23 protein-coding genes and 4 tRNA genes are annotated in these 25,827 nt (G+C 58.0%); 26 read left to right on the top strand and 1 reads right to left on the bottom strand.

The genetic code is table 11. From position 1 onward, the window contains the following. Positions 1-47: 47 nt before the first annotated feature. The 11 genes from GBCGDNIH1_RS19095 to GBCGDNIH1_RS19045 all read left to right on the top strand — a co-directional run bounded on the left by GBCGDNIH1_RS19095 (position 48) and on the right by GBCGDNIH1_RS19045 (position 10,207). A complete protein-coding gene (locus GBCGDNIH1_RS19095) occupies positions 48-1,562 on the top strand; it encodes a bifunctional ADP-dependent NAD(P)H-hydrate dehydratase/NAD(P)H-hydrate epimerase (protein ID WP_050748543.1) in 1,515 nt (504 codons plus the stop codon). A 62-nt stretch (positions 1,563-1,624) separates the two neighbouring features. Beyond that, positions 1,625-1,709: transfer RNA gene (locus GBCGDNIH1_RS19090), tRNA-Leu, on the top strand. 68 nt (positions 1,710-1,777) lie between these two features. Beyond that, on the top strand, positions 1,778-3,112 hold the full coding sequence (tig, locus tag GBCGDNIH1_RS19085) for a trigger factor (RefSeq protein WP_011632016.1): 1,335 nt from the start codon (positions 1,778-1,780) through the stop codon (positions 3,110-3,112). A gap of 347 nt (positions 3,113-3,459) precedes the next feature. Next, positions 3,460-4,107 (top strand): ATP-dependent Clp endopeptidase proteolytic subunit ClpP, encoded by a 648-nt coding sequence (gene clpP, locus GBCGDNIH1_RS19080; protein WP_025286713.1) that lies wholly within the window; start codon positions 3,460-3,462, stop codon positions 4,105-4,107. A 273-nt stretch (positions 4,108-4,380) separates the two neighbouring features. Then, positions 4,381-5,637, top strand: coding sequence for an ATP-dependent Clp protease ATP-binding subunit ClpX (gene clpX / locus GBCGDNIH1_RS19075; protein ID WP_025318932.1), 1,257 nt, complete (start codon positions 4,381-4,383; stop codon positions 5,635-5,637). Between the two features lie 233 nt (positions 5,638-5,870). Then, positions 5,871-8,303 (top strand): endopeptidase La, encoded by a 2,433-nt coding sequence (gene lon, locus GBCGDNIH1_RS19070; protein ID WP_011632012.1) that lies wholly within the window; start codon positions 5,871-5,873, stop codon positions 8,301-8,303. A gap of 196 nt (positions 8,304-8,499) precedes the next feature. Then, entirely contained in the window at positions 8,500-8,784 is a 285-nt protein-coding gene (locus tag GBCGDNIH1_RS19065) for an HU family DNA-binding protein (RefSeq protein WP_043452816.1), read from the top strand. An 87-nt stretch (positions 8,785-8,871) separates the two neighbouring features. Continuing rightward, positions 8,872-8,946 (top strand) — tRNA-Val (locus tag GBCGDNIH1_RS19060). A gap of 112 nt (positions 8,947-9,058) precedes the next feature. Then, positions 9,059-9,135, top strand: a tRNA-Asp gene (locus GBCGDNIH1_RS19055). Positions 9,136-9,227: 92 nt separating this feature from the next. Continuing rightward, positions 9,228-9,995, top strand: a complete 768-nt coding sequence (locus GBCGDNIH1_RS19050; protein ID WP_011632010.1) for a DNA alkylation repair protein — start codon at positions 9,228-9,230, stop codon at positions 9,993-9,995. A gap of 135 nt (positions 9,996-10,130) precedes the next feature. Next, a tRNA-Asp gene (locus tag GBCGDNIH1_RS19045) sits at positions 10,131-10,207 on the top strand. Positions 10,208-10,293: 86 nt separating this feature from the next. Here GBCGDNIH1_RS19045 and GBCGDNIH1_RS25130 read toward each other — a convergent pair. Then, a complete protein-coding gene (locus GBCGDNIH1_RS25130) occupies positions 10,294-10,398 on the bottom strand; it encodes a tail protein X (RefSeq protein WP_072563915.1) in 105 nt (34 codons plus the stop codon). 32 nt (positions 10,399-10,430) lie between these two features. Here GBCGDNIH1_RS25130 and GBCGDNIH1_RS19035 point away from each other — a divergent pair, with 32 nt between their 5' ends. The 15 genes from GBCGDNIH1_RS19035 (at position 10,431) to GBCGDNIH1_RS18965 (ending at position 25,769) form a co-directional block, all read left to right on the top strand. Beyond that, positions 10,431-10,796, top strand: coding sequence for an NADH-quinone oxidoreductase subunit A (locus tag GBCGDNIH1_RS19035; RefSeq protein WP_011632009.1), 366 nt, complete (start codon positions 10,431-10,433; stop codon positions 10,794-10,796). A gap of 6 nt (positions 10,797-10,802) precedes the next feature. Continuing rightward, complete coding sequence (locus tag GBCGDNIH1_RS19030; protein WP_011632008.1) at positions 10,803-11,387, top strand: NuoB/complex I 20 kDa subunit family protein; 585 nt, start codon at positions 10,803-10,805, stop codon at positions 11,385-11,387. 10 nt (positions 11,388-11,397) lie between these two features. Further along, a complete protein-coding gene (locus GBCGDNIH1_RS19025; RefSeq protein ID WP_011632007.1) occupies positions 11,398-12,015 on the top strand; it encodes an NADH-quinone oxidoreductase subunit C in 618 nt (205 codons plus the stop codon). Then, the gene (locus GBCGDNIH1_RS19020) at positions 12,012-13,214 is read left to right on the top strand and encodes an NADH-quinone oxidoreductase subunit D (protein ID WP_011632006.1); all 1,203 of its coding nucleotides are present in this window, start codon (positions 12,012-12,014) and stop codon (positions 13,212-13,214) included. Before GBCGDNIH1_RS19025 ends, GBCGDNIH1_RS19020 begins: the two co-directional genes overlap by 4 nt. Beyond that, positions 13,214-13,897: a complex I 24 kDa subunit family protein gene (locus GBCGDNIH1_RS19015; RefSeq protein WP_011632005.1), complete on the top strand. Its 684-nt coding sequence runs from the start codon at positions 13,214-13,216 to the stop codon at positions 13,895-13,897. The genes GBCGDNIH1_RS19020 and GBCGDNIH1_RS19015 overlap by 1 nt, the downstream gene beginning before the upstream one ends. A gap of 139 nt (positions 13,898-14,036) precedes the next feature. Next, on the top strand, positions 14,037-15,353 hold the full coding sequence (gene nuoF / locus GBCGDNIH1_RS19010) for an NADH-quinone oxidoreductase subunit NuoF (RefSeq protein ID WP_011632004.1): 1,317 nt from the start codon (positions 14,037-14,039) through the stop codon (positions 15,351-15,353). A gap of 5 nt (positions 15,354-15,358) precedes the next feature. Continuing rightward, positions 15,359-17,416, top strand: coding sequence for an NADH-quinone oxidoreductase subunit NuoG (nuoG, locus tag GBCGDNIH1_RS19005; RefSeq protein ID WP_011632003.1), 2,058 nt, complete (start codon positions 15,359-15,361; stop codon positions 17,414-17,416). Between the two features lie 5 nt (positions 17,417-17,421). Next, the gene (nuoH, locus tag GBCGDNIH1_RS19000; protein WP_025286702.1) at positions 17,422-18,441 is read left to right on the top strand and encodes an NADH-quinone oxidoreductase subunit NuoH; all 1,020 of its coding nucleotides are present in this window, start codon (positions 17,422-17,424) and stop codon (positions 18,439-18,441) included. A gap of 48 nt (positions 18,442-18,489) precedes the next feature. Beyond that, entirely contained in the window at positions 18,490-18,978 is a 489-nt protein-coding gene (nuoI, locus tag GBCGDNIH1_RS18995) for an NADH-quinone oxidoreductase subunit NuoI (protein ID WP_011632001.1), read from the top strand. 7 nt (positions 18,979-18,985) lie between these two features. Next, positions 18,986-19,729, top strand: coding sequence for an NADH-quinone oxidoreductase subunit J (locus GBCGDNIH1_RS18990; protein WP_011632000.1), 744 nt, complete (start codon positions 18,986-18,988; stop codon positions 19,727-19,729). Next, the gene (gene nuoK, locus GBCGDNIH1_RS18985) at positions 19,726-20,046 is read left to right on the top strand and encodes an NADH-quinone oxidoreductase subunit NuoK (RefSeq protein WP_011631999.1); all 321 of its coding nucleotides are present in this window, start codon (positions 19,726-19,728) and stop codon (positions 20,044-20,046) included. The genes GBCGDNIH1_RS18990 and nuoK overlap by 4 nt, the downstream gene beginning before the upstream one ends. Before the next feature lie 3 nt (positions 20,047-20,049). Next, positions 20,050-21,984 carry an NADH-quinone oxidoreductase subunit L gene (gene nuoL, locus GBCGDNIH1_RS18980; RefSeq protein ID WP_011631998.1) on the top strand — a complete coding sequence of 645 codons (1,935 nt, stop codon included), beginning with the start codon at positions 20,050-20,052 and terminating at the stop codon, positions 21,982-21,984. Positions 21,985-21,988: 4 nt separating this feature from the next. After that, positions 21,989-23,509, top strand: coding sequence for an NADH-quinone oxidoreductase subunit M (locus tag GBCGDNIH1_RS18975; protein WP_011631997.1), 1,521 nt, complete (start codon positions 21,989-21,991; stop codon positions 23,507-23,509). 41 nt (positions 23,510-23,550) lie between these two features. After that, the gene (gene nuoN / locus GBCGDNIH1_RS18970; protein WP_011631996.1) at positions 23,551-24,987 is read left to right on the top strand and encodes an NADH-quinone oxidoreductase subunit NuoN; all 1,437 of its coding nucleotides are present in this window, start codon (positions 23,551-23,553) and stop codon (positions 24,985-24,987) included. Beyond that, complete coding sequence (locus GBCGDNIH1_RS18965; protein ID WP_011631995.1) at positions 24,984-25,769, top strand: biotin--[acetyl-CoA-carboxylase] ligase; 786 nt, start codon at positions 24,984-24,986, stop codon at positions 25,767-25,769. Before nuoN ends, GBCGDNIH1_RS18965 begins: the two co-directional genes overlap by 4 nt. The last annotated feature ends 58 nt before the right edge of the window (positions 25,770-25,827 follow it).

Raw genomic sequence — 25,827 nt, 5'->3', positions numbered from 1 at the left:
ACGGTTTCTCTGCCCTGCCTGACCATGCGCTGCTGACGCCTCATTCGATGGCGCTGGCTGATCGGCAGGCGGCCCTTCTGGATGCGACGCGGATGGATGTGCCGGGTTCCGGGCTGATGGAGCATGCCGGTGCCGCGGTGGCACGGCTGGTGAGAAGATTGTCCTCTCCTTGCCGCGTACTGGTCATGGCCGGGCCGGGCAATAATGGCGGCGATGGATATGTTGCCGCCCGAAAGCTTCAACAGGCTGGGTGGCCGGTTACGGTCGCGGCTCTTTTGCCTCCACGACCCGGCAGTGATGCGGCTCGGGCGGCTTCGCGGTGGAATGGTCCGGTTATCACGACGGGCATAGAAGCAATCCGGAAATATGATCTCGTCATTGATGCCGTGTTCGGCGCCGGATTGTCGAAACCGCTCGATTCGTTCGTGTCGGAGATGCTGGGTAATGCAGCGGCGAAGGCAGACGGGCGGGTCATTGCCGTTGATGTGCCCAGTGGTCTGGATGGGGCAACCGGCCAATCGATGGGCAAAGTCACTCAGGCTCAGGCGACCATAACCTTCGTCCGCTGCAAACCGGGGCATTATCTGATGCCGGGGAAGTTGCTGTGCGGAGAGGTCATTCTGGCCGATATCGGTATGCCAGCGGCTGTGTTGAACGGCATTTCTGCCGATGCCTGGCTGAATAGTCCCGCTTTATGGCACCTGCCGGTTGTGACAGCGGAATCGCACAAATATTCACGTGGGCATGTCACCGTTCTGGGTGGGACGACCATGCCGGGTGCGGCCCGTCTTGCGAGTGCCGCCGCGCGCAGGGCGGGAGCCGGCCTGGTTTCCATCGCTACGGGACGTGAAGCCGCATGGGGCTACCGCTTCGGTGAGCCGGGCCTGATCGTGACGGATGAAGCAATTGCCACTCTGCTTCAGGATCGCCGCCGTCATGTCTGGGTCTGCGGGCCGGGGCTGGAGCCGGAAGCTGCCGGAGCAGCCTTGCGCCAGCTGGTGGATGCAGGCCGCCAGGTCGTAGCAGATGCCGGAGTGTTTTCCTGGGCGGCCAATCATCCGTTGCATCTGAAGGGCACGGCAGTGCTGACCCCGCATGAAGGCGAGTTCACCCGCGTCTTCGGTGCGATCGGCGGCGATAAGCTGAAGGCAGCGCGTGAGGCGGCTGTGCAGACCAATGCGGTGATCATCCTGAAAGGCTCGGATACAGTCATTGCGGCCCCGGATGGGAGGACCGCCATTAATGCGTCTGCCCCGCCCTGGCTGGGTACGGCGGGCGCCGGGGATGTGTTGTCCGGTATCGTGGCGGCTCTGCTGGCGCAGGGCATGGAGCGATGGGAGGCTGCCTGTGCCGCCGTTTTTCTGCATGGCCGGGCTGCCGCTCTGGCAGGCCCGGGCATGTGTGCGGAGGATCTGATCCCGTGCCTGGCTACCGCTGAAGCCGATGCCAGAAACGGAATAGAGCATCCGTTGCGTCGTTTTCGACGAAAATCAAAGGGTGAAAACCCTTTCAGCACGCTTTCGGCCACTCATGGCATTGCGGGTTTGCACGGCCTGCGCTAAAGCCGCCGCTTCTTGGCCCGCATGCTGCTTTGTGTACGGGCCACCCGGTGTACGGGTACGGCGCGGGCGTGGTGAAATTGGCAGACACGCCAGATTTAGGTTCTGGTGACGCAAGTCGTGGGGGTTCAAGTCCCTCCGCCCGCACCAGCCGATCACCGCTACGTAACGGTGCATACCGGGCTGGCGTCAATTTTTTAGGGTAGGACTCCCGGTCGATGCAGGTTACCGAAACCCTTTCCGAGGGCTTGAAGCGCGGATTCACCGTTCAGGTGCCGGCCACTGATATCGAGGAGCGCCGGACGCGCCGTCTGGCCGAGCTGGCCAAGACTCTGAAGCTTCCCGGCTTCCGCCCTGGCAAGGTTCCGATGACGCTGGTCCGTCAGCGCTATGGCCGTTCTGTCGAGACGGAAGTGCTGGAAGAAACCGTCAATGAAGCGACCCAGACCATGGTCAGCGAGCGCGGCCTGCGCCCCGCCCTTCAGCCGAAGGTGGAGCTGGTGCGCGTCGATCTCGATCAGGATGTCGAATTCAAGGTCGAGCTGGAATTGCTGCCTGATATTACGTTGCCTGATCTGGGTTCCGTGTCCCTGACCCGCCTCAAGGCTGAACCCAGCGCTGAAGCGGTCGACAAGGCTCTGGAGGAGATCGCTCAGCGCCAGCGTAATCTGGAGCCGGTCGAGGAAGTGCGTCCGGCGCAGAAAGGCGACTTCCTGACCGTGGATTTCGTCGGCAAGACCGATGGTGTGGCGTTCCAGGGCGGCACCGGCACCGATATGGATGTCGAGATCGCAGGAACCGGCTTTATTCCCGGTTTTTCCGAGCAGATGGAAGGCCTGTCCGTGGGTGAAACCCGCGTGATCGACGTGACCTTCCCGGAAGAATATGGCGTGCCGGAGCTGGCTGGTAAGCCCGCCCAGTTCGAAATCACCGCCAAGGCCCTGAAAAAGGCTGTTGCTCCGGTGATTGATGATGCCTTCGCCACGAAGCTGGGCCTCGACAGTCTGGAAAAGCTGCGTGAGATCGTCACCCAGCAGATCCAGAACGAATATGATCAGGTCAGCCGTCTGCGCGTGAAGCGTGCCCTGCTGGATGCTCTGGCGGATCAGGCTGCTTTTGAAGTGCCGCCGACTCTGGTGGAAAACGAATTCAACCAGATCTGGCAGCGCGTCGATGCCGACCGCAAGGCTGATCGGCTGGACGAGGACGACAAGGGCAAGGATGAGGACACGCTGCGGGCCGATTACCGCAAGATCGCAGAACGCCGTGTGCGTCTGGGCCTGCTGCTGGCCGAGATTGGTCGCGTGAACGGTGTTCAGGTCGGCAATGACGAGCTGATCCGCGCTATGCGTGCCGAAGCCAGCCGTTATCCCGGCCAGGAACAGGCCGTTCTGGACTTTTTCCGCCAGAACCCGCAGGCGATCGACAGCCTGCGCGGCCCGATCTTCGAGGAAAAGGTCGTTGATTTTGTTCTGGAAACGGCCAAGGTCGATGACAAGTTTGTCAGTATCGAAGAGCTGAATGCAGATGAGGATGTTGCCGGGATCGCCTGATTAATCCCGTCATTCCCTCGTTGCCCGATGGCAGAGGGGGATCGAAGAATAAAAAAATGGCGTGGCCGGTGGAATCCGGCCACGCCATTTTTTGTGGATGCCGGGATACTGTTTCGGAGATGGCCATTATCCTATCTGGACACCGCTCTTGAAAAAGCGTCGCATCAATATGATTTTAAAAGAAAATATTTTATTTTGATCTGAATGATGCGCCCCTGTCTTGGCGGCAGCATCAGAATCGGTTCAACTTGACTGAAGCAGCGGTGTCGCTCAGCCATGGAGTCATGCGTTTGAACCGGAACACATCCCCGGTGGATGCAGGCTCTGTCTATGCAAGGATACGGAACATGAGGGATCGCGATCCCGTTGAGGTCTACAGCAACACTCTGGTGCCGATGGTGGTCGAGCAGACTGCACGGGGGGAGCGGTCCTTTGATATCTATTCCCGTTTGCTGAAGGAACGGATTATTTTTCTGACCGGTGCCGTCTATGATCAGGTCAGTGCTCTGATCTGCGCCCAGCTTCTGTTTCTGGAGAGCGAGAACCCGCAAAAGGAAATTTCCTTTTACATCAACAGTCCAGGTGGCGTTGTGAGTGCCGGGTTGGCGATTTACGACACCATGCAGTACATCCGCAGCCCGGTCAGCACCGTCTGCATCGGTCAGGCGGCATCAATGGGATCGCTGCTGCTCTGCGCCGGTGAGAAAGACAAGCGTTTTGCCCTCCCGAATGCGCGCGTGATGGTGCACCAGCCTTCTGGCGGTGCGCAGGGTCAGGCAACGGATATTGAAATTCAGGCCCGGGAGATCCTGACGCTGCGCAAGCGGTTGAACGAGATCTACAACCGCCATACCGGCCAGTCGATCGAGGCAATCGAGCGCAAGCTGGAGCGTGATACCTATATGTCAGCCGAGGAAGCGCGTGATTTCGGTCTGGTCGATCAGGTGGTCGAGCGTCGTCCTGTCTCTTCTACCCCTGATAGCAGCAAAAGCTGAATAAAGCCGGCTGTTGCCAAACTTTGTCAAAGAACCGTGATGGCTTGGTCTTGCACTTGGCCATCCGGTTTCCATCTAGCGACAGAATGCGGCAATACCGGATACGACCAGCTGTGCCGCAAGCATACGTAAATTTCTTTTAATGCCACTGATGAGTGCGGGCGTACCATATAGAAGGTCAGACCCGTCAGAATGTTCCCTGCAGCGCTTGTTCCCGCTGAAATGCGCGGCTAGGCTAACAGGGTTAAGTCCCATGTTGGGACAGGAGTGCTCATGACTAAGTCCGGCGATTCGAAAAATACTCTCTATTGCTCCTTCTGCGGCAAGTCGCAGCATGAAGTGAGAAAACTGATAGCCGGTCCGACCGTGTTCATCTGCGATGAATGCGTTGAACTCTGCATGGACATCATCCGCGAGGAAAATAAGACCCATCTGGTCAAGTCCCGGGACGGTGTGCCGACCCCGAAAGAAATCTGCAAGGTTCTCGATGACTACGTCATCGGTCAGGCTCATGCCAAGAAGGTTCTCTCCGTTGCCGTGCACAACCACTACAAGCGGTTGGCGCATGGCCAGAAGAACAACGATATAGAAATCGGCAAGTCCAACATCATGCTGATCGGTCCCACCGGGTCCGGTAAGACATTGCTGGCCCAGACTCTGGCCCGCATTCTGGACGTGCCGTTCACCATGGCCGATGCCACGACACTGACCGAGGCCGGCTATGTAGGTGAAGATGTCGAAAACATCATCCTGAAGCTTTTGCAGGCGGCCGATTACAACGTTGAACGTGCGCAGCGCGGCATCGTCTATATCGACGAGGTCGACAAGATCAGCCGTAAATCGGACAACCCTTCCATCACGCGTGATGTCAGCGGTGAAGGGGTTCAGCAGGCCCTGCTGAAGATTATGGAAGGCACGGTTGCTTCGGTTCCGCCACAGGGGGGGCGCAAGCATCCTCAGCAGGAGTTTCTGCAGGTCGATACCACCAATATCCTTTTCATCTGCGGGGGCGCCTTCGCCGGGCTGGAAAAGATCATCGGTAGCCGCGGAAAGGGGGGCGGTATTGGCTATGGTGCCGAGGTCCGCGACCCGGATGAACGCCGCACCGGTGAAATCCTGAGGGAGGTCGAGCCGGAGGATCTGTTGCGTTTCGGTCTGATTCCGGAATTCATCGGTCGTCTCCCGGTGGTGGCGACGCTGGAAGACCTTGATGAGGCCGCCCTGATTGAAATCCTCACCAAGCCGAAAAATGCTCTGGTGAAGCAATATGGTCGTCTGTTCGAGATGGAGGGAGTGAGCCTTTCCTTCACCGATGATGCCCTGAAATCCGTGGCTAATCGCGCTATCGCCCGTAAAACCGGTGCGCGCGGCCTGCGGTCCATCCTGGAAGGCATCCTGCTCGGCACCATGTATGATCTGCCGGGGATGGAAAACGTCGAAGAAGTGGTCATCAACGGTGAAGTGGCCGAGGGTCGTGCCGCACCGCTGATGACATACGGACCAGAAGAACGCGCGGAGGAGAGCGCCTGATTGCGCAATCCTCATTTATGTTTCGGAATTGGAATCAGCCCTCATGATGCTGCCAATTCCTCTTTCCGAAGCAAGCGCTGCTGACTCGAGTCTGCTTCTGCCCATTCCGGGGGAAGCCCCATGAACCGCCAGAGAAGTCTGATGATGACGGTTTTTCTGGACGGTGCCGTCGCTGCTATGTGCCTTGTAACGGGGCATAGAGGCGGCAGGCTGTCGTTGAAAGGAAGTCCCCTATGACGGACGCCACACCACAGAACGAAACACAGGGTTCCGGCACTGAGGGCGAGATGCTGCCCGTCCTGCCCCTGCGTGATATTGTCGTTTTTCCCCATATGATTGTGCCCCTTTTCGTCGGGCGGGAAAAATCTGTTCGCGCGTTGGAAGCTGTCATGAAGGACGACAAGCAGATTCTGCTGGTCGCCCAGAAAAACGCCTCGCAGGATGATCCCGGTATTGATGATATTTACCGGATCGGTACTGTTTCCACGATTCTGCAGTTGCTGAAGCTGCCTGATGGTACCGTTAAGGTGTTGGTGGAGGGCAGCCGACGCGCCCGTATTACGGGTTTCGGCGAGACGGAGGCCTATTTTGAGGCTAAAACCGAGATTCTGGCTGATACCGGGGAGACGGACAAGGAACTGGAGGCACTGGGCCGCACCGTGGTCGGGCAGTTTGAGCAGTATATCAAGCTCAACAAAAAAATTGCACCGGAGGTTCTGGTCTCAGTCAATCAGATCGAGGAACCCAGCAAGCTTGCCGATACGGTGGCCAGTCATCTGAGCCTGAAAATCGCCGAGAAGCAGGAATTGCTGGAGATCGTTCCCATCTCTGAGCGCCTGGAACGTGTCTTTGCGCATATGGAAAGCGAGATCGGCGTTCTTCAGGTTGAGAAGCGCATCCGCAATCGCGTGAAGCGCCAGATGGAAAAGACCCAGCGCGAATATTACCTGAATGAGCAGATGAAGGCCATTCAGAAGGAACTGGGTGAAGGCGAAGACGGCAAGGACGAAATCGCCGAGCTGGAAGAGCGCATCAAAAAGACCCGTCTGACCAAGGAAGCCACCGAGAAATGTCTGAGCGAGCTGAAAAAGCTCCGCAGCATGAGCCCGATGAGCGCCGAAGCGACCGTGGTCCGGAATTATCTGGACTGGATGCTGGGTATTCCGTGGAAGAAGCGCAGCAAGGTCCGTAACGACGTCGAGGAAGCCGAAAAGGTGCTTGATGCCGACCATTACGGGCTGGAAAAGGTCAAGGAGCGTATCCTTGAATATCTTGCGGTGCAGTCCCGTTCTGACAAGCTGCGTGGTCCGATCCTCTGTCTGGTGGGGCCGCCCGGTGTTGGCAAAACCTCTCTTGGCAAGTCGATTGCCAAGGCGACGGGGCGTAATTTTGTCCGCATGTCACTGGGTGGCGTGAGAGACGAGGCCGAGGTGCGCGGTCATCGGCGGACCTATATCGGTTCCATGCCCGGCAAGGTCATTCAGGGCATGAAAAAGGCCAAGACCTCGAACCCGCTCTTCCTGCTGGATGAGATCGACAAGCTTGGATCCGACTGGCGTGGTGATCCGTCCTCGGCGCTGCTGGAGGTGCTGGACCCGGAGCAGAATGGAACTTTTGCCGATCATTATCTGGAGGTCGATTACGACCTGTCCGACGTGATGTTCGTCACAACGGCCAACAGCCTGCGTATGCCGCAGCCTTTGCTGGACCGCATGGAGATCATCCGTATCCCCGGCTATACCGAGGATGAGAAAGTAGAGATCGCCAAGCGCCATCTGCTTCAGAAGCAGACCGAGGCTCATAGCCTGAAGCCGGAGGAATGGTCAGTTACTGAGGACGCGATCCGCGACCTGATCCGCTACTACACGCGGGAAGCCGGCGTTCGTAATCTTGAGCGCGAAATTGCCGGTCTGGCCCGTAAGGCGGTGAAGGAAATCGTTACCAAAAAAGCCAAGAAGGTGGCGATTAACCGGAAGAATCTTGAGAAATACGCTGGCGTTCAGAAATTCCGCTATGGCGAGATTGAGGCTGAGGACATGATCGGTGTGGTTGCCGGTCTGGCCTGGACCGAGGTTGGTGGCGAAATTCTCACCATTGAGAGTGTTTTGCTGCCCGGTAAAGGCGCCATCAAGCATACCGGTAAACTGGGTGATGTGATGCAGGAGAGCGTATCCGCAGCGCTCAGCTATGTCCGAAGCCGTTCCGCCAGCTTCGGCATCAAGCCGACTGTGTTTGAGAAACGTGATATCCACGTCCATGTGCCTGAAGGGGCGACGCCCAAGGATGGCCCCTCGGCGGGGATTGCAATGGCGACCAGTCTCGTCAGCGTGCTGACTGGCATCCCGGTGCGCCGTGACATCGCCATGACCGGCGAGATCACCCTGCGTGGCCGTGTTTTGCCGATCGGCGGGTTGAAGGAGAAGCTTCTGGCGGCGCTGCGGGCCGGATTGTCCACTGTCTTTATTCCGAAGGACAATGAGAAGGATCTGGCTGAAATCCCGGATAACGTGAAGAAAAACCTTCGGATCGTTCCGGTTTCCCATGTCGATGAGGTGATCGGGCAGGCTCTGGTGAGGAAGCCGGAGGCGATAACCTGGGATGAGAGCATGGAGGAATCCGTGACCAAAAAATCCGGTCAGGTCAGTGAAACCTCTCTGCCGCATTGATTGACGGCTTGTTGGTTTCGGAAAAGGGGAGTGGAGCACCGCTCCCCTTTTTTATATCTGAGGATCAGGCAGAGGGATGAATTTTCACTTTTTGCACTTTGGCGACTCTCTGTTACGTTGACGGCATAAAAGCGGATCCTTTAATTGCCGACCGGCTTTTATCGTCACGCGGGGCAGGGGACTGACGTTGAACAAAATGGAATTGATCACGGCAGTTGCCGATGAGCTTGAGCTTCCGCGTAGCCGGGCCGCACAGGCGGTTGATGCGGTTCTGGGCAGCATCGAGTCTGCTTTGAAGCGTCATGAGGAAGTCCGGCTGGTGGGGTTTGGCTCGTTTTCCGTAGCCTCCCGCAAGGCATCTGTCGGGCGGAATCCACGCACCGGAGAAGAAATAGCGATTCCGCCTGCCTTGTCGGTACGTTTCAAGGCTGGAAAAACACTGAAAGATGCTTTGAACGAGCAGGATTCTTCAGGGGAATAAGGATTTTACCTGGCCGATTTCCGTTTCCTGCTGTCGAAGCAGTAGACCGTGCGCGTGCATCGGTTTATAGGGCGCTCACTGAGGTCAGGGCGGTTAGCTCAGAGGTAGAGCGTCTCGTTTACACCGAGAGGGTCGGCGGTTCGATCCCGTCACCGCCCACCATAGGTTTATGGTGCTGTCTGCATCCGGATTATCTGGAGTTATCCCCAGAACTTTGATCCGGAAGGGTTTGACGGCAGCATCGGCAGCCTGTAGGAACCGGCCTCGCTGTTGCGCGGGTGTAGCTCAGTTGGTTAGAGCGCCGGCCTGTCACGCCGGAGGTCGCGGGTTCGAGCCCCGTCACTCGCGCCAGTTTCTCATTTTTTCTTGATAGGATCTGGTGCCCGTCAGGATGGTCATGCCATCTTTGCGGGCTTTTTTGATGTGCCTTTGGCTATTGAAGGGTGAGCGCCGTGCCGCGTGTTGCAGTGATTGAGCCTGCCCGCCTCGCTTTGCTGAATGCAGGTACCATTGAAGCCACGACGCTCTCCGAGTGTTTGAGTGTTAATTTTGCCTCCCTGCTGTCCCAAGTGTTTCCTGCTATTGGGCCTGATGCCATTCTGAAAATGCAGCGTGAGGAAGAAGAAGGAATTTTGCGCCGCATGGCATTGGCGGCCAGTCTGATCTTTGAGCATAACGGCATGGCTGGGCTGGATATTCTGCGGAACCATTCCTCGGACACTGTGCGCGGTTGGGCGTGTTTCATGGTGGGCGTGGCAGCAGGACAAACTCTTGCGGAGCGTTTAGCGATGATTCGACCCTTTGCCGATGATCATCATTTCGGTGTTCGGGAATGGGCATGGATGGCGGTCCGGCCTCATATCGCCGCAGACCTTGATCATGCTCTTGCATTATTGGCCGGGTGGACGACGGACTCTTCCGAACGCCTGCGACGCTTTGCCAGTGAAGCCACCCGGCCGCGTGGGGTGTGGTGCTCCCATCTCCGTGCTTTGCGGCAATGTCCCGGAAAGGCATTGCCTGTTCTTCAGCCATTGCGTGCCGATCCGGCACCTTATGTGCAGGATTCTGTTGGAAATTGGCTCAATGATGCCAGCAAGGACCAGCCTGACTGGGTTCGGTCCCTGTGTGCGCAATGGAGCGCTGAAAGTGCGGGTCTTGCTACGGCCAGAATCTGTCGGCGTGCGCTGCGTTCCATCAACCGCAAGGGGTGAGTTCAGGGGTTACGCGCAGTCATAACTCTTATTCATGGGGTGAAGAGGAGGACGCCATCGTGGCATACATATTTTCTGTGTCCATGCGCTTGACGATGGGGCCATCAAAGCGTAGGAAGCGCCCCTCGCTGTTGCGCGGGTGTAGCTCAGTTGGTTAGAGCGCCGGCCTGTCACGCCGGAGGTCGCGGGTTCGAGCCCCGTCACTCGCGCCATTTTCGTTTGATGGCGAGCTTTCAGCAAAATTAAAAAATAACTTAATCTTTTGATCCCCCTCTTATCTGGACGGGGATGGTGTTAGTTAGGTTTGCTCCGTTGCGATGTGTGGCGCGGTGCGATAAACCTTTTCTATCGAGGCAGTGGTGTTTCCGTATTGCCTCCAACACTGAGAAATCTCGATGGCCACGCTTCCACGGCCTTCGGAAGGGATGATGTCCTATGCAGCCTGTGCTGACAGAATATTTTCCGATTCTGGTTTTTATCGGGATTGCTACGGTCATTGCCTGCGCCATGGTCGGTGGTTCCTATCTGGCGGCACGGCAGAAACCCTATGCTGAAAAGCTTGCGCCTTATGAGTGCGGCTTCGATGCCTTTGATGATGCTCGCAGTCGCTTCGATGTGCGGTATTATCTTGTGGCGATTCTGTTCATCATTTTCGATCTGGAAGTGGCATTTCTGTTCCCATGGGCAGTCAGCCTTTCCCGGATTGGCATGTTCGGCTTTTTCTCCATGATGGGCTTTCTGGGCGTTCTGACTGTCGGCTTCATCTATGAATGGCGCAAAGGCGCGCTGGAGTGGGAGTAAAGCATCATGCAGAGCCAGTATCCTTCCGCCCATGCTCCGACAGCAGATGAGGCGATGCTCTGGAACAGGGAGGCTTTGCCGCCCGGGCCGGGGCAGGAGGCCGTGCTGCGTGGTATCACGGGAGAGATGGCGGATAAGGGCTTTGTGGTCGCCAATCTCGACAAGCTGGTGAATTGGGCGCGCACAGGCAGTCTCTGGCCGATGACCTTCGGTCTGGCTTGCTGTGCAGTGGAAATGATCCACGCCTACATGCCGCGTTATGATCTGGATCGCTTCGGGGTTATTCCTCGCGCTTCCCCCCGCCAGAGCGACGTGATGATTGTGGCAGGAACCCTGACAAATAAAATGGCCCCCGCCCTGCGTAGGGTCTATGATCAGATGCCCGAACCGCGCTGGGTGATCAGCATGGGTTCCTGTGCCAATGGTGGCGGCTATTACCACTATTCCTACTCAGTGGTGCGGGGCTGCGACCGGATCGTGCCTGTCGATGTCTATGTGCCGGGCTGTCCGCCGACTGCGGAGGCTCTGGTGTATGGCATCATGCAGCTTCAGAAGAAAATTCGCCGGACGGGAACCATTCTCCGTGGCTGATCAATCTCAATTGCTGGATTCTCTCTCTGCCATTCATGGCGTGACACGTGCGCAGCTGGAAAAAAATGAGGTGGTCGTCGAGGTTACACGCGATCAGCTTGAGGCAGTGGCACTGACCTTACGGGATGATCCGCGTTTCTTGTGCCAGCAGCTGATGGATGTATGCGGGGTCGACTGGCCTTCACGCTCTCCGCGCTTTGATGTTGTCTATAATCTGCTTTCAATATCCCTGAATCATCGAATCCGCATGATCGTGGGAACGGATGATGGCGTGCCGGTGCCTTCGGTCCACACAATCTGGCCCGTGGCGACCTGGTTCGAGCGTGAGACCTGGGATCTGTTCGGCATCCTGTTCTCCGGCCAGCCCGACCACCGGCGTATCCTGACGGATTATGGGTTTGAGGGGCATCCGCTGCGGAAAGACTTCCCGCTGACCGGTTATGTCGAACTCCGCTGGGATGAAGAACGACGGCAGGTCGTGTATGAGCCGGTGAAGCTGACTCAGGATTTTCGTAATTTCGACTTCCTGTCTCCGTGGGAAGGAATGACGACTCTGCCCGGTGATGAAAAAGCATCCATCGGCATCACTCCGCCGCAACCGGTCGTGACGGAGGAGGCGAAGCGATGAGCGAGACCGTCCAGAAGCAGGGCCGTGTTGTTGAAATCGATAGCCACGCTATCAATTTTGGCCCGCAACATCCTGCCGCCCATGGCGTGCTGCGTCTGGTGCTGGAATTGGATGGCGAGGTGGTGGAGCGTGCCGATCCGCATATCGGCCTGCTGCATCGTGGTACCGAGAAGCTGATCGAATACAAATCCTATCTTCAGGCCCTGCCTTATTTCGACCGGCTCGATTACGTCTCGCCAATGTGCGAGGAGCATGCCTTCGCTTTAGCAACAGAGAAGCTGCTGGGAATCACCGCACCAGAGCGTGCACAGTGGATCCGCACGATGTTTGCGGAAATCACGCGCATCCTGAACCATTTGCTCAACCTCACCACTTATGCGCTCGATGGCGGTGCGATGACGCCAGTGCTGTGGGGACACGAAGAGCGTGAAAAGCTGCTGGAATTCCACGAGGCGGTATCAGGCGCCCGATTCCATGCCAATTATTTCCGTCCCGGTGGGGTGGCAAAGGATCTGCCGGCAGGTCTGACCGACCGCATTGCCGACTGGACCGAAAAATTCCCGGCCTTTATCGATGATATGGCCGGTCTGCTGAGCGATAACCGCATCTGGAAGCAGCGGGTGGTTGATATCGGTCGTATGACGCCGGAACAGGCACTGGCCTGGGGTTTCAGCGGTCCCTGTATCCGTGCCAGCGGCATTCCGTGGGATCTGCGCAAGTCCCAGCCCTACGACAAATATGCCGACGTTGATTTCGAGGTTCCGGTCGGTCGTAATGGCGACTGCTATGACCGCTATCTGGTGCGGGTCGAGGAGATGCGGCAAAGCGTGCGCATCGTAAAGCAGTGCCTGGGGAAAATCCGCCCCGGCCCGATCAAGGTGCAGGATCACAAGATCACGCCACCCCCTCGCGCCGAGATGAAGCGGTCGATGGAAGCTCTGATCCATCACTTCAAGCTTTATACGGAAGGCTATCACGTTCCAGAGGGAGCCACTTATACGGCGGTGGAGAGCCCGAAAGGGGAGTTCGGTGTGTATCTGGTCTCGGATGGCAGCAACCGCCCTTATCGCTGCAAAATCCGCCCGACCGGTTTTGCTCATTTGCAGGCGATCGATGTCATGGCCCATCGCCATATGCTGGCGGATGCGGTGGTGATCATTGGCTCGCTTGATCTTGTGTTCGGTGAGGTGGACCGCTGATGGCGGACGTCAACGGAGGCAGTGATGTCGGGCGCGAGCCCTGGCAGCCTGCGGAATTCTCGTTCGATGTGCAGAGCGAGCAACGCATAGAGATCATCCTGGCCAAGTACCCGCCAGCCCGCAGGGCGAGCGCGGTAATGCCACTGCTGGATCTGGCACAGCGGCAGATGGGGCGTGAGACCGGCAGTGCATGGATTCCCCGTGCGGCGATGGATGAGATCGCGCGCCGTCTTGGGATGGCGCCGATCCGGGTTTATGAGGTAGCGACTTTCTACTTCATGTACAATACCCGGCCGGTGGGGCGTCATCATCTTCAGCTCTGCACGACCACACCGTGCTGGCTGCGTGGCTCGGATGAGGTCGTAGCGGCCTGCCGTTCGGCGACGGGTATCCAGGGCTGGGGCGAAACCAGTGAGGATGGCATGTTCACCATGACGGAGGTCGAATGTCTTGGCGCCTGCGTCAATGCACCGATCCTGCAGGTGGATGACGATTATTACGAGGATATGGATGGTCCCCGGACCCTCGTTCTGCTGGAGGCCTTGCGCCGCGGGGAGCGCCCGACACCTGGCTCTATGTCGGGTCGTCAGAACTCCGCGCCGGAGGGTGGCCCGACAACGTTGCGTGACGTGCCTTCAGCCCTGATGCAGGGCAATCATACACCGCCCGCAGCAGGGGAGTGACCGCACGGAATGGAACACTGATCTGCCGCTTCGCGGCGAGTGAGGACCGACATTCTCTCCAGCCGGAAACTGGATTGTATGTCGTATGTAAAATGGGGCCGGTTCCACACCGCCGGCTTCTATCGGCTGAGGGCAGGCGATGCTGAACGATCGCGACCGCATCTTCACGAATTTGTACGGCGAGCATGATTGGGGGCTGAAGGGCGCTCTGGCGCGCGGGGACTGGGATGGCACGGCAGCCATTCTGGCGCGAGGCCGCGACGCCATTATCGAGGACATCAAGATCAGCGGTCTGCGTGGTCGTGGTGGCGCGGGTTTCCCCACCGGTATGAAGTGGAGCTTCATGCCCAAGGAATCCGATGGCCGTCCGCATTACCTCGTCGTTAATGCCGATGAGAGCGAGCCGGGAACCTGCAAGGATCGCGATATCCTGCGGCATGATCCTCATAAACTGGTTGAAGGCTGCTTGATCGCCGCCTTTGCGATGGGGGCGCATACGGCTTATATTTATGTGCGCGGTGAATTTTACAATGAATCCTGTCACTTGCAGGCTGCTATTGATCAGGCTTATGAGGCTGGCCTGATCGGCAAAAACGCCTGCGGCAGCGGCTGGGATTTCGACCTGTACGTCCATCGCGGGGCTGGTGCTTATATCTGCGGTGAGGAAACCGCGCTGATCGAAAGCATCGAAGGCAAGAAGGGTATGCCACGCCTGAAGCCGCCTTTCCCGGCTGGTGTCGGTCTTTATGGATGCCCGACGACGGTGAATAACGTCGAAAGCATTGCTGTTTGCCCGACGATCCTTCGGCGTGGCGGAGCCTGGTTTGCCTCTCTGGGGCGGCCCAAGAATAGCGGTACAAAACTCTTTTCCATCTCCGGCCATGTGAACAAGCCGTGCAATGTTGAGGAAGAACTCGGCATTCCCCTGCGGGAGCTGTTGGAGCGTTATGCGGGGGGCGTGCGTGGCGGCTGGGATAATCTGCTGGCGGTTATTCCCGGTGGATCATCGGTTCCGCTGCTGCCGAAGAGCATCTGCGACGATGTGCTGATGGATTTCGACAGCCTGCGGGAACAGCGCAGCGGGCTGGGCACGGCTGCGGTCATTGTGATGGACAAATCCACCGACGTGATCAAGGCGATCGCTCGGCTCAGCCATTTCTACAAGCATGAAAGTTGTGGTCAGTGCACTCCCTGCCGTGAAGGCACGGGTTGGATGATGAGGATCATGAACCGCATGGTCGAAGGCCGCGCTGATCTCGAGGAGATCGACATGCTGGAGCAGGTGACGCGACAGGTCGAGGGTCATACGATCTGTGCGCTGGGCGATGCGGCCGCATGGCCGGTTCAGGGGCTGATCCGTCATTTCCGCCCGGTCATCGAGGATCGTATCCGCGCCTATAAACAGCGTGTTCCCGGTCGGGCGCCGGTTCCCAACCTTCCCGCGGCGGCGGAGTAATCAGCATGGTGAAAGTCACAATCGACGGCACCGAGCTTGAGGTTCCATCCGGGTTCAACGTTTTGCAGGCCTGCGAGATGGCCGGCAAGGAAATCCCGCGCTTCTGTTACCATGACCGGCTGTCTGTGGCCGGTAACTGCCGGATGTGTCTGGTCGAGATCGAAAAGGGGCCGCCGAAGCCGGTGGCGTCCTGTGCGATGCCGGTTGCTGATGGGATGGTGGTAAAAACCGACAGCGAGATGGTCCGTCGTGGCCGTCGCGGTGTGATGGAGTTTCTGCTTATCAACCATCCGCTCGATTGCCCGATCTGTGACCAGGGCGGAGAGTGCGATCTTCAGGATCAATCCGTTGCTTACGGGCGGGATCACTCCCGCTTTGAGGAAAACAAGCGGGCGGTGAAGGACAAGTACCTTGGACCGCTGGTGAAAACCGTGATGACGCGCTGCATCCAGTGCACACGCTGTGTCCGTTTTGCGCAGGAAATTGCCGGAGTTCCGGAACTGGGGGCTACCTCCCGCGGGGAGAATGTCGAGATCGGCACCTATGTTGAAAAAGCGCTGACCAGTGAGCTGTCCGGTAACCTGATCGATATCTGCCCGGTTGGTGCCCTGACCTCGAAACCGTACGCCTTTACGGCTCGTCCTTGGGAGCTGAACAGGACTGACAGCATCGATGTCATGGATGCGGTCGGGGCCAATATCGTGCTGTGCGCCCGTGGTCCGGAAGTGATGCGGGTGTTGCCGCGTATCAATGAGGATGTGAACGAGGAATGGCTGGCCGATAAATCCCGTTTTGCGGTGGATGGCCTGCGTCGTCGTCGTCTGGATACGCCATGGGTGCGGGAGAACGGCACTCTTCGGCAGGCCAACTGGCAGGAGGCTTTTCAGGCTATTGCCAGCCGTATGCAGGGTCTGGATGGAGCACGGATCGGCGCGCTGATCGGTGATCTGGCCGATGCGGAAAGCATCGTGGCATTGAAAGATCTGATGGCCGGTGCAGGATCATCCCTGATCGAATGTCGGCAGGATGGTGCGGCGCTGGATGCGTCCCGTGGTGATTTCTTCCTGTTCAATTCGACCATTGCCGGCATTGAAGAAGCTGATGCCATCCTGTTGATTGGCACCGATCCTCGTCATGAGGCGCCGGTTCTGAATGCACGCATTCGCAAACACTGGCTGGCGACCCAGCTTCCCATTGCTTCCTTCGGCGCATCGCTTGACCTGACTTATCAGGTCGATTGGCTGGGGACCGATCTGTCGGCGCTATCAGCGGGGGATTTCGCATTCGTCGAAACCCTGCGCGCGGCAAAAAAGCCGATGATCATTGTCGGGCAGGGGGCGCTGGCACGTCCTGATGGGGCTGCCATTCTGGCGGCAAGCTGGGCATTGGCCGATCAGGTAGGGGCGTTGAATGCTGGCTGGCATGGCTTCAACGTGCTGCACACTGCCGCATCACGTGCTGGTGCGTTGATGCTTGGCGCAGTGCCGCCGGGCGGAGAAAACGGATTGCCGCGTCTGTTGGATGGTGGCGTCGATCTGCTCTGGCTGCTGGGTGCGGACGAGTTCGACACGGCCCGGATCGGGGCAAATACATTCGTGGTCTATCAGGGGTCGCATGGCGATAAAAGCGCGGCACGGGCTGATGTGATCCTGCCCGGCGCGGCCTATACTGAAAAAGACGGTACTTATGTGAACACAGAGGGCCGGGTGCAGCAGGCCAACCGTGCCGTGCATCCGTTGAAGGATGCCAAGGATGACTGGCGCATCCTGAGGGCTTTCAGTGCCGTGATCGACCGTCCGCTGCCCTACGATACGATTGAGGCCGTTCGGGCGCGGCTGATCGAGGTCAATCCGGCTTTTGCCGTGATCGATGATCTGCCAGTGCGTGGCTGCACCGATCCTTCCGGACCTTCCGCTCAGGGAACAATCAGCACGGCCCCTGTTAGCTATGCCATCAGCAGCTACTGGCAGACTGACCCTGTCAGCCGTGCCAGCCCGACCATGGCGGAGTGTGTACGGGTCTATGAGACTGCTCAGGCAGCCTTGCCGAGTGCGGCGGAGTGAGCGGAATGCACGATTTTCTGTTCAATACCAATCTCGGCCTGTTGATCATCACGGCCTTGCAGGCATTGGCCATTCTGGTCCCGTTGATGCTGATGGTGGCCTACGCCACCGTATTCGAGCGTAAGGTTCTGGCCGCGATCGGCCTGCGTAAAGGCCCCAATGTAGTTGGTCCATGGGGGATGTTGCAGGCCTTCGCCGATGCTGGAAAAATGCTCCTGAAGGAGACGATTATTCCGGATGGCGCCAACAAGGTTCTGTTTATTCTCGCCCCGCTGCTGACCTTTATTCTGGCGATGATCGCCTGGGCTGTCGTCCCGGTGAATGATGGCTGGGCCGTGGCCAATATCAATGTCGGTGTGCTGTATCTGTTTGCGATCAGTTCGCTCGGTGTTTATGGCGTGATTATCGCGGGCTGGGCCTCGAATTCCAAATACGCCTTTCTGGGTGCGCTGCGTGCTGCCGCACAGATGGTCAGCTACGAAGTTTCAATTGGCTTCGTCATGGTTGCGATCCTGCTTTGTGTTGGATCACTCAATCTGAACGATGTCGTTCTGGCACAGAAACATGTCTGGTTCGTGCTGCCGATGCTGCCGATGGCGGTGATTTTCTTCATCTCCGGGCTGGCAGAAACCAATCGCTCTCCATTCGATATCGTCGAAGGCGAAAGCGAAATCGTCGCCGGACATATGGTGGAATACAGCGCCATGGCTTATGCGCTGTTTTTTCTCGGCGAATACGCCAACATGTTCATGATCTGTGCGATGACTACCCTGCTGTTCCTGGGCGGGTGGCTGCCGCCTTTCGACATCGTGCCGCTGAACTGGGTGCCAGGGCCGATCTGGTTCGTGCTGAAAGTCTGTGCGCTGATGTTCGTGTTTTTCTGGGTCCGCGGCACTGTGCCCCGCTATCGCTATGACCAGCTGATGCGTCTGGGCTGGAAAGTGTTTTTGCCATTTTCTCTGGTGTGGCTGCTGCTGACCGCCTGCGTGCTGGAGCTGGCAGGCTGGCTGCCGACGGTGAATTGACGATGACCGTGTGTATGAGTGATTGCGTGTTGAGGGAAAGGGGCTGACATGGCGTTGCTGGACCGCACCGCGCGCAGTTTTCTGCTGACGGAAATCGTTTCGGGCATGGCCCTGACATTGAAGTATTTCTTCAAGCCGAAGGCGACCATCAATTATCCGTACGAAAAAAACCCGATCAGCCCGCGCTTCAAGGGCGAGCATGCGCTGCGGCGTTATGCGAACGGGGAGGAGCGCTGCATCGCCTGCAAGCTGTGTGAGGCTGTCTGCCCGGCTCTGGCGATCACGATCGAGGCCGAGCCTCGTGCCGATGGCTCACGCCGCACCACACGCTATGACATCGACATGACCAAGTGCATCTATTGCGGTCTGTGTGAAGAAGCCTGCCCGGTGGACGCGATCGTGGAAGGGCCGAATCTGGAATTCGCCACCGAAACGCGCGAGGAGCTGATGTACAACAAGGATCGTCTTCTGGCGAACGGCGACCGGTGGGAACCGGAAATCGCCCGTCGCCTTGAACTCGACGCGCCGTACCGGTGAGACGATCATGATCGCCGCGATAGCATTCTATGTTTTCTCTGCCATCCTGATCGTATCAGGGGCGATGGTCGTCAGCGCCCGCAATCCGGTGCATGCGGTGCTGTTCCTGATTTTGGCGTTTTTTAACGCGGCGGGCCTGTTTCTGCTGACGGGGGCCGAGTTTCTGGCGATGATTCTGGTCATTGTCTATGTGGGCGCAGTCGCGGTGCTGTTCCTGTTCGTGGTGATGATGCTGAACATCAATTTCGCGGAAGTGCGGGATGGGTGGCAGCGTTACGCGCCGGTTGGTGCGGCGATTGGTGGTGTGCTGCTCGTGGAACTGGCGATGGTTCTGGGGGGATGGCAGGTCGCACCGGGAGCGAGCGCTCTGCGTTTTTCCCCGCGTCCTGATCACGTACAAAATACTGTGGCGCTGGGTCAGATCGTTTATACGCATTACGTGATGTTGTTTCAGATGGCAGGGCTGATCCTGCTGGTCGCCATGATCGGTGCCATCGTGCTGACCTTGCGTGATCGCAAGACATCACGGCATCAGAACATTGCCGAGCAGGTCAATCGCCGGATTGAGGACACGCTGCAACTGGTGAATGCTCCGGTCGGGCAGGGCATCCATCCGGAAGATTTTCTGCGTCCCCTGCCGCCTGCCTTATCAAAGCCCGCACCGAACCATGGCCAGATCGGTCAGGATGATCACGGTGCCAGCACTCATTTGCCGCAGAATGCTCACCACGCAGCGGAGGATCGTGTATGAATTCCTTTATGACTGTGGGGCTGGGCCATTATCTGGCCGTGGCCGCGGTTCTGCTCGTGCTGGGCATTTTCGGCATCTTTCTGAACCGTAAAAACGTCATCGTCATGCTGATGTCGATCGAGCTGATCCTGCTTGCTGTTAACCTGAACATGGTAGCGTTCTCTGCTTCGCTGGGCGATCTTGCCGGGCAGGTCTTTGCGATGTTCATCCTGACCGTGGCTGCCGCAGAGGCGGCTATCGGTCTTGCCATTCTGGTCATTTATTTCCGTAATCGCGGTTCGATCCAGGTCGAAGACGTGAATCTGATGAAGGGCTGAGCGATGATCTACGCCGTCGCAGTCTTTGCCCCCCTGCTGGGGTCCGTGATCGCCGGTCTGTTCGGACGGGTGATGGGGGATCGTGCCGCGCAGGTGGTGACAATCGCGCTGATGATTGCCGCAGCGATCTGTGGTTCGCTGTCTCTCTACACGCTGCTTTCCTCACCGCCGGGAAGCCTGCCGGATGTGATGAGGGTGTCCGACTGGATTCAGGCCGGGGATCTGCATGTCAACTGGGCGCTTCGCTATGACACGCTATCCGCTGTCATGGTCGCGATGGTGACGTTTGTCGCCACGCTGATCCATGTCTACAGCACTGGCTATATGGCGCATGACAGCCTGCCGAATTATCGGTTCTTCTCCTATCTCTCCCTGTTCACCTTCGCGATGTTGATGCTGGTGACAGCGGATAATCTGCTCCAGCTGTTTTTCGGGTGGGAAGGCGTTGGTCTGGCCAGCTATCTGCTGATTGGATACTGGTACTACAAGGACAGCGCGAATGCTGCGGCCATGAAGGCCTTCATCGTCAATCGCGTGGGCGACCTGTTTTTCGCCGTCGGCATCGCGCTGGTGTTCTGGACCTTTGGCTCCATCGAGTTCTCGGCGATTTTCGGAACCGTTTCCCAGCATGTGAATGACCATTATCACCTGTTCGGAACCGAACTGCGCACCTTCGAGGTGATCGGCTTCCTGCTGTTTATCGGCGCGATGGGCAAAAGCGCGCAGATCGGTCTGCATGTGTGGTTGCCGGATGCGATGGAAGGCCCGACCCCGGTTTCTGCGCTGATCCATGCCGCAACGATGGTGACGGCCGGAGTATTCCTGATGGCGCGTATGTCGCCACTGCTGGAATTCGCGCCGGATGCAAAGACTTTTATCGTGCTGATCGGCGGCACCACCGCCCTGTTTGCTGCCACCATCGGTTGCGCCCAGAACGACATCAAGAAAGTCATCGCCTATTCCACCTGTTCGCAGCTCGGCTACATGTTCGTGGCGGCTGGGGTGGGTGCCTATGAAGTATCGGTGTTCCATCTGATCACCCATGCTTTCTTCAAGGCGCTTCTGTTCCTTGGAGCAGGCAGCGTGATCCATGCCATGTCCGACGAGCAGGACATGCGCAAAATGGGCGGTATCTGGAAAATGATCCCGTTCACCTATGCGGCGATGTGGATTGGTAATCTGGCGCTGGCGGGTATTCCGCCTTTCGCCGGGTTCTATTCCAAAGACGCCATTCTGGAAGCCGCCTGGGCACAGGGTGGTGTAGGATTTTACGGCTATGTTTGCGGTACGCTCGCGGCCTTCCTGACCGCGTTCTACTCCTGGCGTCTGACGATCATGACGTTCCATGGCAAGCCGCGTGCCGACCACCACACCATGGAACATGTGCATGAAAGCCCGCTGGTAATGCTGGCGCCGCTCGCGCTGCTGTCCATCGGCGCTATTGCCGGTGGCATGCTGCTGGAGCACTGGTTCATCGGCGAGGGCATGAGCGCCTTCTGGCGTGGGGCTGTGTTCAATGGGCCGGATAATCATGTGATGCATGAGATGCATCATATTCCGTTCCTTGCCTCGATCCTGCCGACCATTCTCGGTGTGCTCGGTATCGCGCTGGCCTATTGGATGTATATGTTCAATCCCGGCGCACCTGCACGTCTGGCGGCAATGTTCCCGGCGATTTACCGTTTGTTCGCCAATAAATGGTATTTCGATGAGATCTACGCTGTCCTGATCGTGCGTCCTTATCAGTGCTTTGCCCGGCTGCTCTGGACGGTTGGTGATGCCACCATCATTGATGGCATTCCGAACGGTCTTGCCAGCCTGACTGTCGATGGCTCCTCCAGGGTTGTGAAGCTTCAGACGGGGTCCATCGCGGTTTATGCCTTTGCCATGCTGATCGGCCTTGTGGCTCTGGTTTCCATTTTCCTCATCTTCAGGTGATGTCATGAATCAGGCGGGCTTTCCCGTACTGTCTCTGCTGACCTTCCTGCCGCTACTCGGGGTCGTCATTCTGATGACGATCCGCGGGGATGAGGAAGTTGTGGCAAACAATGCGCGCTGGACGGCGCTATGGACCTCGCTGGTGGTGTTTGCCTTCAGCCTGGTTCTGTGGGTCCGGTTCGACCCGGCCCAGCCGGGTATGCAGTTTGTTGAATCCGTGCAGTGGCTGCCCGAATTCGGTGTGCGCTACAGCGTCGGTGTCGATGGAATCAGCGTTCTGTTCGTGCTGCTTTCCACCTTCCTGACGCCTATTTGTATTCTGGCAAGCTGGGATGCGATCCATACCCGTGTGCGGGAGTTCATGATCGCCTTCCTGGTGCTGGAAACCATGATGGTGGGAATGTTCTCGGCCACCGACTTCCTGCTGTTCTATATTTTCTTCGAAGCCGTGCTGATTCCGATGTATCTGATCATCGGCATCTGGGGGCATGCGCGCCGGGTTTATGCGGCGCTGAAATTCTTCCTCTACACGCTGGCCGGTTCGGTGTTGATGCTGCTGGCGCTGCTGACCATGTGGCACTATGCCGGGACAACGGATATTCCAACCCTGCTGCATACCCGCTTCCCGGTGCATATGCAGTTCTGGCTGTTCCTGGCTTTTCTGGCATCTTTTGCCGTGAAAGTACCGATGTGGCCGGTTCACACCTGGCTGCCTGATGCGCATGTGGAGGCACCGACCGCCGGGTCCGTTATTCTGGCCGGGGTATTGCTGAAAATGGGAGGATACGGCTTCCTGCGTTTCTCGGTACCCATGCTGCCTGATGCAGTGGAGTATTTCGCCCCGCTGATGTTTGCCCTGTCGGTCATGGCGGTGATTTACACCTCCATCGTCGCCTTCGCGCAGGAGAATATGAAAAAGCTGATCGCTTATTCATCCATTGCGCATATGGGCGTTGTGACCATCGGCATCTTTACCGTGAACCAGCAGGGATTAAGTGGCGCGCTGTTCCAGATGCTGTCCCATGGTGTGGTTTCCGCCGCGTTGTTTCTGTGCGTGGGTGTCGTATACGACCGGCTGCACACGCTGGAGATCAACCGTTATGGCGGGCTGGTCGAGCGGATGCCGGCCTATGCGGCGGTCTTCCTTGTGTTCACCATGGCAACCATTGGCTTGCCGGGAACCGGCGGGTTTGTCGGTGAAATTCTGGTTTTGATCGGTGCTTTCAAGGTCAGCATCTGGATTGCCCTGCTGGGCAGCACCGGCATGATACTCGGCGCGGTCTATTCACTGTGGCTGTATCGCCGTGTAATCCTCGGCCGGATGACCCTTGGCGAGCTACGCTCCATGTTCGATCTCAACACGCGGGAAATCGTCGTGTTCGTGCCGCTGGTGCTGCTGACTCTGTGGATGGGCGTCTATCCATCCAGCTTCACGCATTTCTTTGATGCGACGGTGAATGATCTGGTGCAACAGCATCAGGCGGCGATCAGCCAGATGCATCAGCTGGCGTCAGTCACTCCCTGACGCGGGGATAAAACTTTGCCCAACGGAATGGCCCTATACTCATGAACTGGACTCTCGCTTCTCCGGAGATCGTTCTGGCCCTGTGCGGACTGGTCATTCTGCTGGTCGGTGTGGCACGGAACCGGCGCGAGGATACGTTCCTTTGCGCGATGCTGACGCTCGGTGCATTTCTGGTCACGGGGCTGCTGACTGTTTCCGGCGCGCTTGGCCTCGGGTTTCAGGGACAGTTCGTGGCCGATCCGTTTGCGGTCATGGTCAAGCTGCTGATCCTGTCCGGTGCATCGATCGCTGTCGTGCTGTCGCTGGATTATAACCGCCATCATGGGATGGAGAGGTTCGAGTTCCCGGTTCTGACGCTGTTTTCCACCGTTGGCATGATGGTGATGGTGTCGGCTTCCAACTTCATGACCCTGTATATGGGGCTGGAGTTGATGTCCCTGGCCATCTACGTGCTGGCGGCGTTTGCGCGGGATGAACTTCGCTCTGCTGAAGCGGGGTTGAAATATTTCGTGCTTGGTTCGCTGGCATCCGGCCTGCTGCTGTACGGAATTTCGCTGATCTATGGATTTGCGGGGACCATGGATTTCTCCGCCCTGCGTGAAGCATTGGCACATCCGGCGGGCACGTCGCCTGGGCTGACGGTCGGGGTGGTGTTCGTGATCGCGGGGCTTGCGTTCAAGATTTCAGCGGCCCCGTTCCATATGTGGACGCCGGACGTATATGAGGGGTCGCCAACCCCGGTGACGGCTTTCATGGGCACTGCGCCCAAGGTCGCCGCGATTGCGATGATGCTGCGGACTCTGGTCACACCTTTCCATGGCGTGTTGGTGCAATGGCAGCATGTTGTAGCGCTTATCTCCGTGGTTTCCATGGTGTGGGGGGCGCTGGCTGCTATCGGCCAGACGAGCATCAAGCGGCTGATGGCTTATTCCTCAATCGGCCATATGGGATATGCACTGGTGGGGCTGGCAGCCGGATCGCAGGCTGGTATCCGCGGTTTGTTGATCTATCTGGTTACCTACGTGTTTATGAATACCGGTACGTTTGCCTGTATTCTCGCCATGCGTCGGCGTGGACGGCAGCTGGAGAAAGTCAGCGATCTGGCAGGCGCGGGAAGAACCGATCCGGCTTTGGCCCTGTTGCTGGCCATTTTCATGTTCAGCATGGCCGGGATTCCGCCAATGTCCGGTTTCTTCGGCAAGCTCTACGTGTTTCTGGCGGCCGTTCAGGCGGGGGAGCCCCTGCTGTGGGGGCTGGCGGTGATCGGTGTGCTGACCAGCGTGATCGGAGCCTATTATTATCTGCGCGTCGTCAAGGTGATGTATTTTGATGATGCGTCGGAAGGCCCGTTCGAAGCCTGGCCGACCTCGGTTTCTGTAGTCGCGGTTGGCAGTGCGATATTCACGGCCCTGTTCTTCCTGTTCCCGGCCCCGATCCTTGCGGCGGCTGATCTGGCGGCCAAGGCTTTGCTCCGGTGAGTCTGACAGATGGGGAAGGAGATACTCTTCCCCACCCCTGGCGTCTGGAGGTTCATGCCTCACTGCCTTCCACGTCCGATTATCTGGTGGCAAGGGCATCGCAGGGGGAGCCGGATGGTCTGGCTGTGCTGGCTCTTCGTCAAACTTTGCCCCGCGCGACGAGAGGACGTGCCTGGACAGAGCCTGAAGGGAATCTTGCGCTTTCCCTGCTGATCAGGCCCGGACAGGGGCCGGCTTTTCTCAGTGCACGGGAAGCCGGACACTGGGCGTTCGTGGCCGGCCTGGCTGTGTTCGATGCGATATGGCCTTACGTGGATGATCCTCAGGCAGTGTTCCTGAAATGGCCCAATGACATCATGGTCGGCGACCGCAAGCTGGGTGGTATCCTGATTGATGCGGCGATAGCTGCCGCAGAGCCGGAATGGCTCGTGATCGGAATCGGGGTGAATGTCGCCTCTGCTCCTGTAGTTCCCGGACGGATGACGGCTTGCCTTGCCGATATCAGCGACAGGGTTCCCATGCCGCAGGTTCTGGCCCAGAAAATTGTGACACGACTTTCAGCCTGGCGGCATGCGGCCCCGCTTGAAATCAGGGATGCCTGGCGGCGGGCCGCGCATCCACCCGGAACGAGGCTGACTGTTCGTTGTCAGGGTGAGGTGCTGGACGGTCTTTTCACCGGCATTGGTGAAGATGGTGCACTTCTGCTTGATTGCGGCGGAGAATGCCGGGTGGTGCACACCGGTGAGATTCTGCTCTCTGCCGCTTATGACCAGACCGGATAAAGATGACCGGACTGTGAAACAGGAGGTCGTGCTTCGCATCGCTTCCTGCTAAGGGATG

The organism is Granulibacter bethesdensis CGDNIH1 (assembly GCF_000014285.2).
In the GTDB taxonomy this organism is placed as follows: domain Bacteria; phylum Pseudomonadota; class Alphaproteobacteria; order Acetobacterales; family Acetobacteraceae; genus Granulibacter; species Granulibacter bethesdensis.
This window is presented reverse-complemented; position numbering and strand designations above follow the sequence as displayed.

Excerpts from the sequence above, each read along its gene's own strand:
- GBCGDNIH1_RS19095 (WP_050748543.1), top strand. The coding sequence starts at position 48 with ATGGCGCTGGCTGATCGGCAGGCGGCCCTTCTGGATGCGACGCGGATG.
- tig (WP_011632016.1), top strand. The coding sequence starts at position 1,778 with ATGCAGGTTACCGAAACCCTTTCCGAGGGCTTGAAGCGCGGATTCACC.
- clpP (WP_025286713.1), top strand. The coding sequence starts at position 3,460 with ATGAGGGATCGCGATCCCGTTGAGGTCTACAGCAACACTCTGGTGCCG.
- clpX (WP_025318932.1), top strand. The coding sequence starts at position 4,381 with ATGACTAAGTCCGGCGATTCGAAAAATACTCTCTATTGCTCCTTCTGC.
- lon (WP_011632012.1), top strand. The coding sequence starts at position 5,871 with ATGACGGACGCCACACCACAGAACGAAACACAGGGTTCCGGCACTGAG.
- GBCGDNIH1_RS19065 (WP_043452816.1), top strand. The coding sequence starts at position 8,500 with ATGGAATTGATCACGGCAGTTGCCGATGAGCTTGAGCTTCCGCGTAGC.
- GBCGDNIH1_RS19035 (WP_011632009.1), top strand. The coding sequence starts at position 10,431 with ATGCAGCCTGTGCTGACAGAATATTTTCCGATTCTGGTTTTTATCGGG.
- GBCGDNIH1_RS19030 (WP_011632008.1), top strand. The coding sequence starts at position 10,803 with ATGCAGAGCCAGTATCCTTCCGCCCATGCTCCGACAGCAGATGAGGCG.
- GBCGDNIH1_RS19020 (WP_011632006.1), top strand. The coding sequence starts at position 12,012 with ATGAGCGAGACCGTCCAGAAGCAGGGCCGTGTTGTTGAAATCGATAGC.
- GBCGDNIH1_RS19015 (WP_011632005.1), top strand. The coding sequence starts at position 13,214 with ATGGCGGACGTCAACGGAGGCAGTGATGTCGGGCGCGAGCCCTGGCAG.
- nuoF (WP_011632004.1), top strand. The coding sequence starts at position 14,037 with ATGCTGAACGATCGCGACCGCATCTTCACGAATTTGTACGGCGAGCAT.
- nuoG (WP_011632003.1), top strand. The coding sequence starts at position 15,359 with ATGGTGAAAGTCACAATCGACGGCACCGAGCTTGAGGTTCCATCCGGG.
- nuoH (WP_025286702.1), top strand. The coding sequence starts at position 17,422 with ATGCACGATTTTCTGTTCAATACCAATCTCGGCCTGTTGATCATCACG.
- nuoI (WP_011632001.1), top strand. The coding sequence starts at position 18,490 with ATGGCGTTGCTGGACCGCACCGCGCGCAGTTTTCTGCTGACGGAAATC.
- GBCGDNIH1_RS18990 (WP_011632000.1), top strand. The coding sequence starts at position 18,986 with ATGATCGCCGCGATAGCATTCTATGTTTTCTCTGCCATCCTGATCGTA.
- nuoK (WP_011631999.1), top strand. The coding sequence starts at position 19,726 with ATGAATTCCTTTATGACTGTGGGGCTGGGCCATTATCTGGCCGTGGCC.
- nuoL (WP_011631998.1), top strand. The coding sequence starts at position 20,050 with ATGATCTACGCCGTCGCAGTCTTTGCCCCCCTGCTGGGGTCCGTGATC.
- GBCGDNIH1_RS18975 (WP_011631997.1), top strand. The coding sequence starts at position 21,989 with ATGAATCAGGCGGGCTTTCCCGTACTGTCTCTGCTGACCTTCCTGCCG.
- nuoN (WP_011631996.1), top strand. The coding sequence starts at position 23,551 with ATGAACTGGACTCTCGCTTCTCCGGAGATCGTTCTGGCCCTGTGCGGA.